Genomic DNA, 12,512 nt, shown 5'->3' with positions numbered 1-12,512 from the left:
ATGCGCCAGTTCGCCTCGCCCCCGTCGGCCGCGAGCGTGGCTCCCGGCGCCGCTCCCGTCCCGACGCCGCTCCAGTCGGCGACCGACGCCGTCGCCGGCGCGGTGACGAGCCTGCCGGCCCGGCTGTGGCTGGCGTTCGGGGTGATCGTCCTCGGGGCGTTCCTCGGCTTCCTCGTCGTCCGGATCAACCGGCGGATCCTCGTCGGCGCCGGCGTCCCCGAGACCATCGAGGGCACCGCCTTCGAGCGCACCGCCCGCGAGTTCGGCACGTCGACGGTGTCGCTGGTCGCGAACCTCTCGGGGTACTTCATCTTCATCCTGAGCGTCATCGTCGCGCTCACCATCGCGCAGGTGCGCTACATCTCCGACTTCTGGAACCGTACCGCCGAGTTCCTCCCCGCCCTGTTCCTCGCGGTCCTCGTGCTCATCGTCGGCCTCGTCGTCGGCGACAAGGTCGAGCTGCTCGTCAACGACCGGCTCCGCGGCGTGAAGCTCCCGCAGACCGGCGTCGTCCCGACGGCCGCGAAGTGGTCGGTCATCTTCGTCGCGGCGCTGGTCGCGCTCGGGCAGGTCGGCGTCGACACCGCCGCGCTGGTCGTCCTGCTCGGCACCTACGGCTTCGCGCTCGTGTTGCTGTGCGGGCTCGCCTTCCGCGACCTGCTGGCGTCGGGCGCGGCGGGGCTGTACCTCCTGCTCGAACAGCCGTACAGCATCGGCGACCGCGTCCGCATCGGCGACACCGACGGCGTCGTCCAGGAGGTGAACGTGTTCGTCACGCACGTCGAGAGCGACGGCGCCGAGTACGTCGTGCCGAACCGCCGGGCGTTCACCGAAGGGATCGTCCGGGTCCGCGAGTAGGGGTCCTCACTCCCCGGCGTCGTCGTCGGACCGCTCGTCCGTCGAGCCGTCGCGCGCCACCGGTTCGGCCGGGACGCCCGCGACGGTCGTGCCCGGGGGCACGTCGTCGGCGACCAGCGAGTTCGCGGCCACCTGCGCGTCGGCGCCGATGTGGACGCCCGGGAGGACGGTCACGTTCGCGCCCAGCATCGCCCGGTCGCCGACGACCACGTCGCCGAGGCGGTACTCGTCCTGCAGGAACTCGTGACACAGGAGGACGGAGTCGTAGCCGACGATGACGTCGTCGCCCACCGCGATCCGCTCGGGCCAGAACACGTCCGGCGTCGCCTCCAACCCCCACGAGACCCCTGCCCCGACGGTCGCGCCGAGGCGGCGGAGGAGCCAACTCTTGAGCCGCAGGCTCGGGGAGACCCGGATCAGCCACACGACGAGGTAGTTGAGCGCGACCGTCGCGGGCGACTTCGCGTCCGTCCAGTAGCGCAGGGAGTTGCGCCCGCCGGGCGTCGGGTGCCGCTCCAGGCGGTCGTAGCGGGCCGGCGGCCCGTCGTCGACCGCGTCGTCGGCCTCGGCGGCCGTCTCCTCGGGTGTCGCGGCGTCGTCGCTGCTCACGGTTCGGTGTCGGCGCCCGCGGTTATCAATCTCGTGCGTCGGCGGCGGCGGGGAACCCCCGTGTCGCCGGCGGAGCTACTCGCCGCGCAAGGCGGCCATGTGGTCGACGCGCGACCGCACGAGGTCGGCGGTGCCGATGTCGTGGCGGACGTGGAACCCGTCGTCGACCGTCGACAGCGCCGCCTCGGCGTCGGCCTCGGCCTCGGCGATGGAGTCGCCCAGCCCGACGACCGCGAAGGAGCGCGAGGTGGTCGTGTACAGGCCGTCCTCGCGCTGGTCGACGCTCGCGTAGAAGAGGAGGGCGTCGCCGACGCTCGACTCGTCGACCTCGATGCGCGCGCCGGCGTCCGGCTCGACCGGGTAGCCCGCGGGCACCGCGTACTTACAGACGGTCGCCTCCCCGGAGAAGGAGAGGTCGGGGAGCGACTCGCCGTCCCGGGCGGCCGTCAGCACGTCGAGGAACGGCGTCTCCAGCACGGGCAGGGTGTTCATCGCCTCGGGGTCGCCGAAGCGGGCGTTGAACTCCACCACCTTCGGCCCCTCGGCGGTGAGCATGAACTGGCCGTACAGCACGCCCTTGTACTCGGGGAGGGCGTCGACGACCGCCTCGATCACGTCGACGGCGGCCTCGTAGTCGGCCTCGTCCATGAACGGGAGCGTCAGTCCGGTGTCGGTGTAGCTCCCCATCCCGCCGGTGTTGGGTCCCTCGTCGCCCTCGTAGGCGCGCTTGTGGTCCTGCACCGCGGGCGTCGTGCGCACCTCGCCGTCGGCGACGAACGCCTGCACGGTGAACTCCTCGCCGACGAGGCGCTCCTCGATCACCCACTCGTCCCACTCGGCGTCGCGGATGTACTCGACCGCCGCCTCGGTCGTGAGCTGGTCGCCCGTCACGCGGACGCCCTTCCCGCCGGTGAGCCCCACCGGCTTGACCGCCACGTCGCCGTCGTACTCGGCGACGTAGTCGGCGGCGGCCCCCGCGTCGTCGAACGTCGCGAAGTCCGGGTTGCCGGGGACGTCGTGCTCGTCCATGAACCGCCGCTGGAACGCCTTGTCCGTCTCGATGCGCGCCTCGGCGGCGCGCGGGCCGAACGTGTACACGCCGGCGGCGTCGAGCGCGTCGGCGACCCCCGCCTCCAGCGCCGACTCCGGGCCGATGACCGCGAGGTCCGCGTCCACGGCCTCCGCGTAGGCGACGACGGCGTCGGCGTCGCGCTCCTCGGCCGTCTCGAAGCCGTCGGCCAGCGCGGCGATGCCGGGGTTGCGGTTGCTCGCACAGGCGTACAGCGCGGCGTCGTCGGCGAGCGCGCGGGCGATGGCGTGTTCGCGACCGCCGCCGCCGACCAGGAGTACGGTCTCCGTCATACCCGACGACACCGTGCACGGGCGTGTAGTCTTTGCGGTGTCTGTGGGTCTCGTTGTGCGTGTTCGTGTATCGGATCGGCGTCGCGCGGGGCGCGATCGCGGGCCGTGTCGTTCCGCGGCCGGCCCGCTTATCCCTCCCGCCGCCGACGCGCCGACAATGAGCGATCCGACGGCGCGAAACCGGCTGGACGAGGAAGCCAGCCCCTACCTGCGCCAGCACGCCGACAACCCCGTGCACTGGCAGCCGTGGGACGACGACGCGCTCGCGGCGGCCCGCGAGCGCGACGTGCCGGTCTTCCTGTCGGTCGGCTACTCGGCGTGCCACTGGTGTCACGTCATGGAGGAGGAGTCGTTCGAGGACGAAGCGGTCGCCGAGGTGTTGAACGAGTCGTTCGTCCCCGTCAAGGTCGACCGCGAGGAGCGCCCCGACGTCGACCGCGTGTACCAGACCGTGAACCAGCTCGTCAACGGGCGCGGCGGCTGGCCCCTCTCGGTGTGGCTCACGCCCGACGGGAAGCCGTTCTACGTCGGCACGTACTTCCCGCGCGACGGGCGCCAGGGGATGCCGGGGTTCCTCGAGATCTGTCGCAACCTCGCGAACTCCTGGAACGACCCCGAGCAGCGCGCGGACATGGAGGCCCGCGCCGAGCAGTGGACGAGCGCCGCGCGCGACGAGTTGGAGTCGTCCGGCGACGGGTCGCCGGCGCCGACCCGGGACGGCGCGGCCGCGGACGAGGCCGGCGACGCCCTCCCCGACGCCGACGTGCTCTCCGACGCCGTCACCGCCGCCCTCCGGAGCGCCGACCGCGAGCACGGGGGGTTCGGCCGGAAGGGGCCGAAGTTCCCGCAGACCGGCCGCGTCGACCTGCTCATGCAGGCGTACGCGCGCAGCGGCCGCGAGGAGCCGCTGAACGTCGCCGTCGAGACGCTCGACGCGATGGCCGACGGCGGCCTGTACGACCAGGTGGGCGGCGGGTTCCACCGCTACTGCACCGACCGCGAGTGGGTCGTCCCCCACTTCGAGAAGATGCTGTACGACAACGCCGAGTTGGCGCGCGTGTTCCTCGACGCCCACCGCCTCGTCGGGCGACCCACCTACGCCCGCACCGCACAGGAGACGCTCGCGTTCATGGAGCGCGAACTGTCCCACCCCGACGGCGGCTTCTACGGCACCCTCGACGCCGACTCCGGCGAGGGCGAGGGCGAGTTCTACGTGTGGACGCCCGAGACGGTCGCCGAGGCGCTCGCCGCCGCCGGCCTCGACGACGAGGAGACGGTCGATCTGGTGTGCGATCGCTTCGGCGTCGAGCCGGGCGGCAACTTCGAGCGCGGCACGACGGTGCTCACCCGCGCGACGCCCGCCGACGACCTCGCCGACGAGTACGACCTGTCGGTGGACGAGGTGCGCGAGCGCCTGGTGCACGCCCGGACCGCGCTGTTCGACTTCCGGGAGGCCGAGCGCGAGCGCCCGCCGCGCGACGAGAAGGTGCTCGCCGGGTGGAACGGGCTGGCGATCTCGGCGTTCGCCGCGGGGGCCCGCACCCTCGACCCCGCGCTCGCCGACCGCGGCGAGCGGGCGCTCGCGTTCGTCCGCGACCACCTCTGGGACGGCGACCGACTCAGCCGCCGGTACATCGAACGCGAGGGCGACGCCGTCGGCGACGGCGAGGTGAAGGGCGTCGGCTACCTCGAGGACTACGCGTACCTCGGGCGCGCCGCGCTGGAGCTGTACGGCGTCACCGGCGAGGTCGACCACCTCGCGTTCGCGCTCGAGTTGGCGCGCGTCGTCGTCGACGCGTTCTACGACGAGGCCGACGGCACCATCTACGCGACGCCCGCCGACGGCGAGGAGCCGTCGTCCGCCCGCAGGAGCCGAGCGACGCCTCCACGCCGTCGAGCCTCGGCGTCGCGACGCGGCTGCTGCTCGACCTCGACGTGTTCGCGCCGGACGCCGACTTCGAGGCGGTCGCCCGGGACGTGCTCGCGACCCACGCCGACGCGGTGACGACGTCGCCGCTGGAACACGTGACCCTGGCGCTGGCGGCCGCCCGCGCCGAGAGCGGCCCGTTCGAGCTGACGCTGGCGTGCGACGACCTCCCCGCGGAGTGGTGGGACACGCTCGCGAGCCGCTACCTCCCGGGCGTGATCGTCGCGCCGCGGCCGTCGAGCGACGACGGCCTCGACGCGTGGCTGGCGACGCTGGGCCTCGAGGAGGCGCCGCCGGTCTGGCGGGGGCGGGCGGCGCGCGACGACGCCCCCACGGCGTACGCCTGCCGCGACTTCACGTGTTCGCCCCCGAACCACGACCTCCGGGCCGCGCTGGAGTGGGGCGCACGGGAGTGAGGCGATCCCCCTCGCCACCCCCGCGCTCGCGACGCCGCCGCGCGGCCGCCCGAGCGTAACCGCTTTGCCGGCCGGCGGCGACCGGCGAGTATGACCACGGTCTGTCTCGTCGGCGACCCCGAGGCCGACCTCCGCTTCGAGCTGCTCTCGCGGGAGACGGCGCGCGAGGCGCTCGCCACCTACGACCTGCGCGCGCCGTTCGAGAACTCGCTGGCGCTCGACACCGTCAGCCTCGGCGCGGCGGTGTCGCTGTGCAACGACCTCAACTGGTACCTCGTGCGCTTCGTCGACGAGGTGTTGATCCGCGAGCCCTCGGTCGACCCCGACGAGTGGCTCTCGCGCGACCTCGCGACGGCCGTCCGCAACGACGCGATCCGCCGCGAGGAGACCGACCGGTTCCTGAAGGTGTACGGCGTCGCGGAGGGGGCGCTCGTCGAGCCGATGTACCTCGCGCGCAGCGACGACGCCGACCTCCCGACGTACGACCTCCGCGACGTCGACGAGACCGTCCGGGTGCGGGTGACGCGCGCGGAGTTCGAGGGGTAACCGTGCGCGTCGCCTGCGCGGACTCGCGGACCGTCGTCGTCGACGGCGTACGCGTCCGCTACCACGTCGCCGGCGAGGGGCGCGACGGGGTTCCGGTAGTGTTGCTCCACGGCGGCGGCCTCGACGAGGCGGCGCTGTCGTGGCGTGAGACGTTCCCGGCGCTCGCCGACGTGCGGCCGGTGTACGCCCTCGACTGGCCCGGCTACGGCGGCTCCGACCGCCCGGACGCCCCGTACTCGATCCCGTACTACCGGGACACGCTCGCGGGGTTCCTCGACGCGGTGGGTCTCGACCGCGTCGCGCTCGTCGGTGTCTCGATGGGCGGCGGGGCCGCACTCGGGTACACGCTCGACGCGCCCGACCGGGTCGACCGACTGGTGCTCGTCGACAGCTACGGACTCGGCGGTCGGATCCCGGGCGGCCCGCTCGGCTACCTGTTCACCCGCCTCCCGTTCGTTACCGACCTCGCGTGGGCGGCGCTGCGACGGAGTCGGCTACTCCTGTGGGTCGCGCTCAGGGGCATCGTCGGGTCCGGGGACGCCGTGACGCCCGCACTCCTCGACGACGCGGTGCGGGCCGTCCGCCGCGGGGACGCGGGGCGGTCGTTCACCGCGTTCCAGCGCAGCGAGGTGGGTCCGACCGGGCTCCGGACGAACTACGTCGACCGGCTTCCGGACCTGACGGTCCCGACGCTCGTCGTCCACGGCGAAGCCGACCCGCTGGTCCCGGTCGCGTGGGCGGTCCGCGCGGGGACGCTGATCCCCGACGCGACGACACGCGTCCTCCCCGACTGTGGCCACTGGCCGCCCAGAGAGTGCCCGGACCGCTTCCTCGAACTGGTCGAGGAGTTCCTGCTGGCGGAGTGAGTCGTCGCCGTCTCAGTCGAACAGGCCCGTCGAGAGGTAGCGCTCGCCGGAGTCCCAGAACGCCGTGAGCACCAGCGGGTCGTCGCCGGCGACGCCGACGCGGTCGTCCTCGCGGGGCGCCCACCCGTCGACGGCGACGTCGCGGTAGCCGGGGTCGTCGCCGGCGGCGAACGCCGCGGCCACGTCGTACGCCCGGACCTGCGAGGCGCCCGAGGACTGTCCGACGAGGATCCCCTCCTCGCGGGCGAGGCGGCGGCACTCCGCCTCCGCTTCCTCGACGTCGACGGTGAGCACGCCGTCGAGCAGGTCCGTGTCGAGGTTCGGGCTGACGAACCCCGGTCCCATCCCCTGGAAGGAGTCGGCCGTCGGCTCCTCGCCCGACAGCACCGCCGAGTCGACGGGTTCGACGGCGACCACGTCCATCCCGGGGAACTCCTCGCGGAGCCGTCGGCCGATCCCGGTGATCGTCCCGCCGGTGCCGACGCCCGCGACGAGGGCGTCCGGCTCGCGGCCGTCCAACTGGGCGAGCACCTCCTCGGCGGTCGTCTCGTAGTGCGCCTCGGGGTTGGCGGGGTTGTCGAACTGTCGGAGCTGCGTCATCCCCCCGGCCTCCAGTTCGTCGGCGCGGGCTTTCGCGTCCTCGATGCCGCCGTCGACCAGTTCGAGGTCGGCCCCGTAGGCGGCCATGACGCGCCGGCGCTCCTCGCTCTTGGAGGCGGGCATCACGAGCGTGACGTCGTACCCCTTCGCCGCGCCGGCCATCGCGAGGCCGATCCCCGTGTTGCCGGAGGTCGGCTCCACGAGCGCGTCGCCCGGCCGGATCTCGCCGGCCGCTTCCGCCCGTTCGATCATGCGGAGCGCCGGTCGGTCCTTGGCGGAGCCGCCGGGGTTGCGCGACTCCAGTTTCGCCGCCACCGTCGCGCCCGGCGGCGAGTTCACCCGCACCAGCGGCGTCCCGATGGTGTCGAGGACGGATTCGTCCATACCCACGCTACTCGCGTCGCGACTAAAGGGCCTCGCGTCGACGGCAAGCCGTCCGGCGGTCGCGGCGCACGAGCGCGGCCGGCCCGTCACGCCGCACCGTCGGATCTGCCGCCGGCGTCGCGCTTAACCGCCGTCCAGCCCCACTGTCGGGCATGAGTGCGAGCCTCTCGACGATGGAACCGGGCGACGGCTTCGACGCCGACGCGAACGCCGACGTGGTCGCCGCCCTCGGCGACGACGACCTGACGTACAAGGTGTGGGGCGGCGACTGGTGTCCCGACTGCACCGGGCAACTGCCGCGGTTCGCGGCCGCGCTCGCGGCGGCCGGCGTGCCCGGCGAGCGCGTCGAGCAGTTCCCCGTCGAGAAGGTCGACGGCGAGAAGCGGGGGCCCGGCATGGACGAGTACGGCGTCACGCACATCCCCACGGTGGTCGTCTTCCGGGACGGCGCGGAGGTCGCCCGCTTCGTCGAGTCGGCCGACACCGACATCGCGACGTACCTCGCGCGCGAACTCGGCGCGGTCTGAGGAGCCGCCTCCCGGACGGCCTCTCCGAGACCGACACTCCCCCCGCCCGAGCGGCGCCGACGGCCGAGCGGAGCCCCCCGCGCTCGCCGGCGCGTCCGCTCGGCGTCAGACACACTCGAAAACCGGTGGGGTGCGCCCCCTCAGAACGTCGACAGCTCGCCCTCGATGACCCGGCGGGTCACGTCGGTGACGTTGGCGAGGCGCTCGTCGATGATCGCGGTCGCTTCCTCCTCGATGTCGGAGACGGCGACGCCCTCCTCGGTGACGACCTGCGCGTCGGCGACGTGCGGCCGGTCGATCGGCCGGCCGATCTGCGAGAGGAGCCGGACCTGCAGGTCGCGGATGCCGTCGACCTCCTGGGTGACGGCCTCGGCGATGTCCGTCGACAGGAGGTTGTAGATCTTCCCGATGTGGTTCACCGGGTTCTTGCCAGAGGTCGCCTCCATGCTCATCGGGCGGTTCGGCGTGATGAGCCCGTTGGCGCGGTTGCCGCGGCCGACGGAGCCGTCGTCGCCCTGCTCGGCGGAGGTGCCGGTCGTCGTGAGGTAGATGGAGCCCTCCTCGAGGTCGTCGGCGGTGTTCACGTCGACGTGCACCTCGCGGTCGGTGTGCGACTGCGCGAGGTCGGTGACGAACGCCTCGACGCGCTCGGTCGCCGCCACGTACTCCGCCTGGTCGGCGATGTGGGCGTCGATCATCGCGGCGGCGACGGTGATGTCGATGACGTCGCCCTCGCGCTTGCCCATGATCTTCACGTCCTGCCCGAGTTCGGGGTTGTCCGCGGCGTACGCGCCGTTCAGTTCGCGCTCGGCCTCCAGCACGATCCGCTCGGTCTCCGTGAGCGGCGCGTGGCCGACGCCGAAGGAGGTGTCGTTCGCCATCGGCACCTGCACGTCGTCCTCGCCGAACACGTCCTGCAGGTCGCCCGAGCCCTCGCCGAGGTCGACGTCGATCACGATGTCCGAGCCCACCTCGAGCTCGGGGACGTGCTCCTCGACGTAGTCGCGGGCCGACTCCAGCGCGACGCGCTCGACGGGGAGGGTGAGTTCGCGCGTCCGGCCGTCGTCCGTCTCCAACTCGTACTCCTTCGTCGCGCGGCCGACGACGAGCACGTAGATCGGGTCGAGCACCTCGCCGCCGCCGTAGGCGGGGGCCGCGCGGCCCGCGACCAACTGCGTCTCGTCGGTGTTGTAGTGGAGCACGTGCCCGACGCGGTCGAGGTACAGCTGCGAGAGGCCGCGGGAGACGGCCTCGGCGATGCCGTCGCAGATGGAGTCGGGGTGGCCGATCCCCTTCCGCTCGACGATCTCTACCTCCTGGTCCTCGACCGCGCGCCGGTCGAGCTCGGAGACCTGGATGTTCCTCATTGTCCGGCGTGAGGACACCGGTCGCACTATAACTTGCGAAAACAGTCCGGGGCACGGAGATAACTCTGAGGTATTCTCCGGCGACTATTGCCCCTCCAACAGGAGGCCGAGGTAGGAGGTCAGGATCTGGTCGTCGGGGTCGAGACCGAGCTCCCGGAGGACGGCGTACGCGCCCTCCCGCGCCGCCTCGATGTCCGCCTCGGCGGCCTCGCGTTCGACCTCGACGAACTCCCCGACCCCGGCGACGGCGTCGACGGTGACGGTGTAGCCGTCGACGGCGTAGCAGTCGCGCTCCTTCTCGACGGTGGCGGCCGGCTCGAACCCCAGCCCGGCGAGGATGCCCTCGACGGCCCCGGCGTCCGCGACGGCTGTCTCGAACTCCTCGCGGGTCTTCGACGCGGCCTCGACGAGGGGGCCCTTGTACGTCACCCGCGTCTCGGTTCGACCCTCGCGCCCGTCGTGGCCGTCGTCGCCCGACGCCTCGCGGACCGTCTCGCGTCGGAGCCGGAGGGCCTCGTCGGTCTCCGCGAAGTCGCGGTGCGGGGCGTCGTAGTAGGTGTCGACCTGCTCGACCCGCCGGGTGTGCTCGGCGCCGACGGCGTCGAGCCGGGCGCGGACGGCGTCGTGGTCGGCGCGGACCTTCACCTCCACCTCGTACATATCGCGGCGGTCGTACCGGGCGAGGAAAAGGGTGGCGCGACCGGCCGATCGTCGCGCCGTCCGTCGATCACGGGTCCTGTGGGCCGTCCGACCGAAACGTGACTGTTAAGAAGCGGACGAGCGACGGTGGGCACATGAGCGAAGAAGAGCAGGCGGAGGCGGCCGAGGCCGCCGACGCCGGCGATGAGGCGAGCGAGGACGCCGAGTCCGAGACCGAGGAGTCCACCGACGGGATCCAGAACGGCGACTTCGTCCGGCTGGACTACACCGTCCGCACCGCGACCGAGGGCGACGAGGAGGGTCGCGTCGTCGACACCACGCGCAAGGAGGTCGCCGAGGAGGCCGGCATCGACGACGACGAGTACGATTTCTCCCCGCGAACCGTCGTCGTCGGCGAGGGGCACGTGTTCGACTCCGTCGACGAGGACCTGCTCGGCAAGGCGGTCGGCGACGGCAACACCGTCGTCGTCCCCGCCGCGGAGGCGTTCGGCGAGTTCGACCCCGACGACGTGCGCACGGTGAGCGCCGAGAAGATCCCGGAGGACGACCGCTACCCCGGCGCGCAGGTCACCATCGACGGCGAGCAGGGGTACGTCGAGACGGTCATCGGCGGGCGCTCGCGCGTCGACTTCAACCACCCGCTGGCGGGCGACGACCTGGAGTACGAGTACGAGATCCTCGGCGTCGTCGACGACGAGGAGGAGCAGGCCGCCGGCCTGCTCGGGATGTACCTCCAGGAGGCCCCCGAGGTCCGCATCGAGGTCGAGACCGTCGAGCAGGAGGTCCCCGTCACCGTCGAGACCGACGAGGAGACCGGCGAGGTCGACAAGGAGACCGAGACCGAGGAGGTCGAGCGCCGCACGCTGTACATCGAGGCCACCCCGATGATGCAGATGAACCAGCAGTGGATGTTCTCCAAGCAGCAGATCGCCCAGGACATCATGGGCCGCCTCGACCTCGACCGCGTCGTCGTCGAGGAGGTCATCGACGGCTCCGGCGGCATGATGGGCGGCATGGGCGGCATGATGGGCGGTATGGGCGGCGGCATGGGCGGCGAGGACATCGAGGAGGCCCTCGACGACGTGGACATGGACGACGTCGACGTCGACGCCGACGAGCTCGTCGAGGAGCTCGAGGACGCCGAGGAGTAACGCCCCGCGTCCCCGGTCGGCCAGGTCGGCGCGACCGACCCGGCGCCGACCCGACCGCGAACCGACACCGATTACTTCCGATCGGTCCACCCGGCGTGTAGATGGATCTCGACGACGCCCGCGAGGACCTCACGGTGGCCGGCGCGGCCGCCGCCGGCGCGCTCGTCCTCACCGTCGGCGTCGACCTCCTGGTCGGCATCGCGGTGTCGACGCCGCTGCGGCTGGCGCCGCTGGTCGTCTACTTCGCGTACCTCTTCAGCCGGAAGGGCGGTCCGTACGGCGCGGTCGACACCGCCCGCAACTGGATCGTCCTCGTCGTGCTCGTCACGCTCGCGGCGGCGGCGTACGCCGCGGTCGTGTGAGGGGGCGACGGCCGCCGCGACCGCGCGGATCCCCAGTCGCGGGGCTTAACAGCCGCCGATTCCTACCCCAGGTATGAGCATCGAGACCGACGCCCCGGAGGCGGCGACGGACGACTCGGTCGAGGCCCTCGCGCGCGAACTCGGCGACGCCATCGCCGACACGCCGACGTACCGGCGCTTCGAGGAGGCGAAGGCGGCGGTGCAGGCCGACGAGGAAGCACAGGAGCGCATCTCCGAGTTCGAACAGCTCCGCCAGGAGTTCGCGATGGCGCGGCAGGCCGGCCGCGCCGACCAGGAGACGCTCGAGAAGGTGCAGGCCGCCCAACAGGAACTCCACGCGCTCCCGGTGATGAAGGAGTACGTCGAAGCGCAAGACGAGCTCCGAGACCGCCTCGAACGGCTCAACGAGGCCATCTCGGCGGAACTGCTCGTCGACTTCGGCGGCGAGGCCGGCGGCTGCTGTCAGGACTGACCGGCACCGGCCCGCGGCGTCGGCGACCCCCGTTCTCCGCGCGCCCGTCGGACAGCGGCGGCGCCGGCGACGCGAGCGTTGAAACCGGATAGCGACACAGCGTCCCCGTGTTGGCCATCGCGAGCGGCAAGGGCGGCACGGGGAAGACGACCGCGACGGTCGAACTGGCGCGGGCGTTCGGTCGGCGGGGCCGGCCGACGCTCGCGGTCGACGGCGACTGGGACCTGCCGGATCTGGGCGCGCTCGTCGGCGGCCCGCGGCGGACGGCCGCGCTCGACGGCGGGGGCGCCGGCCCGCTCGACGCCGCGGTTCCGGTCGACGGGACGGCGGACGGCCTACTACTCCCGGCGCCGGCGGCCCCGACGACGTCGACCCCGGCCGGCTGTTCCGCGCGGTCGCCGCCGA

General features: G+C 72.7%; 12 protein-coding genes and 2 pseudogenes. 9 read left to right on the top strand and 5 right to left on the bottom strand.

Annotated elements, in window-relative coordinates:
- On the top strand, positions 1-858 hold the full coding sequence (locus tag P0R35_RS03400; RefSeq protein ID WP_284013826.1) for a mechanosensitive ion channel domain-containing protein: 858 nt from the start codon (positions 1-3) through the stop codon (positions 856-858).
- Between the two features lie 6 nt (positions 859-864).
- On the opposite strand, the gene P0R35_RS03395 is transcribed toward P0R35_RS03400, so the two are convergent.
- Positions 865-1,467: an acyltransferase gene (locus P0R35_RS03395; protein ID WP_432765031.1), complete on the bottom strand. Its 603-nt coding sequence runs from the start codon at positions 1,465-1,467 to the stop codon at positions 865-867.
- A gap of 75 nt (positions 1,468-1,542) precedes the next feature.
- Complete coding sequence (purD, locus tag P0R35_RS03390) at positions 1,543-2,829, bottom strand: phosphoribosylamine--glycine ligase (protein ID WP_284013825.1); 1,287 nt, start codon at positions 2,827-2,829, stop codon at positions 1,543-1,545.
- A 157-nt stretch (positions 2,830-2,986) separates the two neighbouring features.
- Here purD and P0R35_RS03385 point away from each other — a divergent pair.
- The 3 genes and pseudogenes from P0R35_RS03385 to P0R35_RS03375 all read left to right on the top strand — a co-directional run bounded on the left by P0R35_RS03385 (position 2,987) and on the right by P0R35_RS03375 (position 6,584).
- Positions 2,987-5,172: pseudogene (locus P0R35_RS03385) on the top strand (thioredoxin domain-containing protein).
- 90 nt (positions 5,173-5,262) lie between these two features.
- A complete protein-coding gene (locus P0R35_RS03380; protein WP_284013824.1) occupies positions 5,263-5,718 on the top strand; it encodes a DUF5804 family protein in 456 nt (151 codons plus the stop codon).
- Positions 5,719-5,720: 2 nt separating this feature from the next.
- Complete coding sequence (locus tag P0R35_RS03375; RefSeq protein WP_284013823.1) at positions 5,721-6,584, top strand: alpha/beta fold hydrolase; 864 nt, start codon at positions 5,721-5,723, stop codon at positions 6,582-6,584.
- Positions 6,585-6,596: 12 nt separating this feature from the next.
- Here the strand turns inward: P0R35_RS03375 and P0R35_RS03370 are convergent, their stop codons facing one another.
- Complete coding sequence (locus tag P0R35_RS03370) at positions 6,597-7,568, bottom strand: PLP-dependent cysteine synthase family protein (RefSeq protein ID WP_284013822.1); 972 nt, start codon at positions 7,566-7,568, stop codon at positions 6,597-6,599.
- 152 nt (positions 7,569-7,720) lie between these two features.
- Between P0R35_RS03370 and P0R35_RS03365 the strand changes: the two genes are divergently transcribed.
- Entirely contained in the window at positions 7,721-8,095 is a 375-nt protein-coding gene (locus P0R35_RS03365) for a thioredoxin family protein (RefSeq protein ID WP_284013821.1), read from the top strand.
- A gap of 140 nt (positions 8,096-8,235) precedes the next feature.
- Here the strand turns inward: P0R35_RS03365 and P0R35_RS03360 are convergent, their stop codons facing one another.
- A complete protein-coding gene (locus P0R35_RS03360) occupies positions 8,236-9,462 on the bottom strand; it encodes a methionine adenosyltransferase (protein ID WP_284013820.1) in 1,227 nt (408 codons plus the stop codon).
- 84 nt (positions 9,463-9,546) lie between these two features.
- Complete coding sequence (gene cyaB / locus P0R35_RS03355; protein WP_284013819.1) at positions 9,547-10,122, bottom strand: class IV adenylate cyclase; 576 nt, start codon at positions 10,120-10,122, stop codon at positions 9,547-9,549.
- Positions 10,123-10,256: 134 nt separating this feature from the next.
- Between cyaB and P0R35_RS03350 the strand changes: the two genes are divergently transcribed.
- From P0R35_RS03350 to P0R35_RS16435, 4 genes and pseudogenes are all read left to right on the top strand, one after another.
- The gene (locus tag P0R35_RS03350; protein ID WP_284013818.1) at positions 10,257-11,273 is read left to right on the top strand and encodes an FKBP-type peptidyl-prolyl cis-trans isomerase; all 1,017 of its coding nucleotides are present in this window, start codon (positions 10,257-10,259) and stop codon (positions 11,271-11,273) included.
- 101 nt (positions 11,274-11,374) lie between these two features.
- Positions 11,375-11,635 carry a DUF8049 family protein gene (locus P0R35_RS03345; protein WP_284013817.1) on the top strand — a complete coding sequence of 87 codons (261 nt, stop codon included), beginning with the start codon at positions 11,375-11,377 and terminating at the stop codon, positions 11,633-11,635.
- Between the two features lie 73 nt (positions 11,636-11,708).
- Positions 11,709-12,107: a YlbF/YmcA family competence regulator gene (locus P0R35_RS03340; RefSeq protein ID WP_284013816.1), complete on the top strand. Its 399-nt coding sequence runs from the start codon at positions 11,709-11,711 to the stop codon at positions 12,105-12,107.
- A gap of 107 nt (positions 12,108-12,214) precedes the next feature.
- Positions 12,215-12,283 (top strand): annotated as a pseudogene (locus tag P0R35_RS16435) (nucleotide-binding protein); the annotation flags it as partial.
- Positions 12,284-12,512 lie beyond the last annotated feature (229 nt).

Source organism: Halobaculum litoreum (assembly GCF_030127125.1).
Classification (GTDB): domain Archaea; phylum Halobacteriota; class Halobacteria; order Halobacteriales; family Haloferacaceae; genus Halobaculum; species Halobaculum litoreum.
This window is presented reverse-complemented; position numbering and strand designations above follow the sequence as displayed.

Bases quoted from the DNA above. Each gene is read 5' to 3' on its own strand.
- P0R35_RS03400 (WP_284013826.1), top strand. From the start codon at position 1: ATGCGCCAGTTCGCCTCGCCCCCGTCGGCCGCGAGCGTGGCTCCCGGC.
- purD (WP_284013825.1), bottom strand. From the start codon at position 2,829: ATGACGGAGACCGTACTCCTGGTCGGCGGCGGCGGTCGCGAACACGCC.
- P0R35_RS03380 (WP_284013824.1), top strand. From the start codon at position 5,263: ATGACCACGGTCTGTCTCGTCGGCGACCCCGAGGCCGACCTCCGCTTC.
- P0R35_RS03370 (WP_284013822.1), bottom strand. From the start codon at position 7,568: ATGGACGAATCCGTCCTCGACACCATCGGGACGCCGCTGGTGCGGGTG.
- P0R35_RS03365 (WP_284013821.1), top strand. From the start codon at position 7,721: ATGAGTGCGAGCCTCTCGACGATGGAACCGGGCGACGGCTTCGACGCC.
- P0R35_RS03360 (WP_284013820.1), bottom strand. From the start codon at position 9,462: ATGAGGAACATCCAGGTCTCCGAGCTCGACCGGCGCGCGGTCGAGGAC.
- cyaB (WP_284013819.1), bottom strand. From the start codon at position 10,122: ATGTACGAGGTGGAGGTGAAGGTCCGCGCCGACCACGACGCCGTCCGC.
- P0R35_RS03350 (WP_284013818.1), top strand. From the start codon at position 10,257: ATGAGCGAAGAAGAGCAGGCGGAGGCGGCCGAGGCCGCCGACGCCGGC.
- P0R35_RS03345 (WP_284013817.1), top strand. From the start codon at position 11,375: ATGGATCTCGACGACGCCCGCGAGGACCTCACGGTGGCCGGCGCGGCC.
- P0R35_RS03340 (WP_284013816.1), top strand. From the start codon at position 11,709: ATGAGCATCGAGACCGACGCCCCGGAGGCGGCGACGGACGACTCGGTC.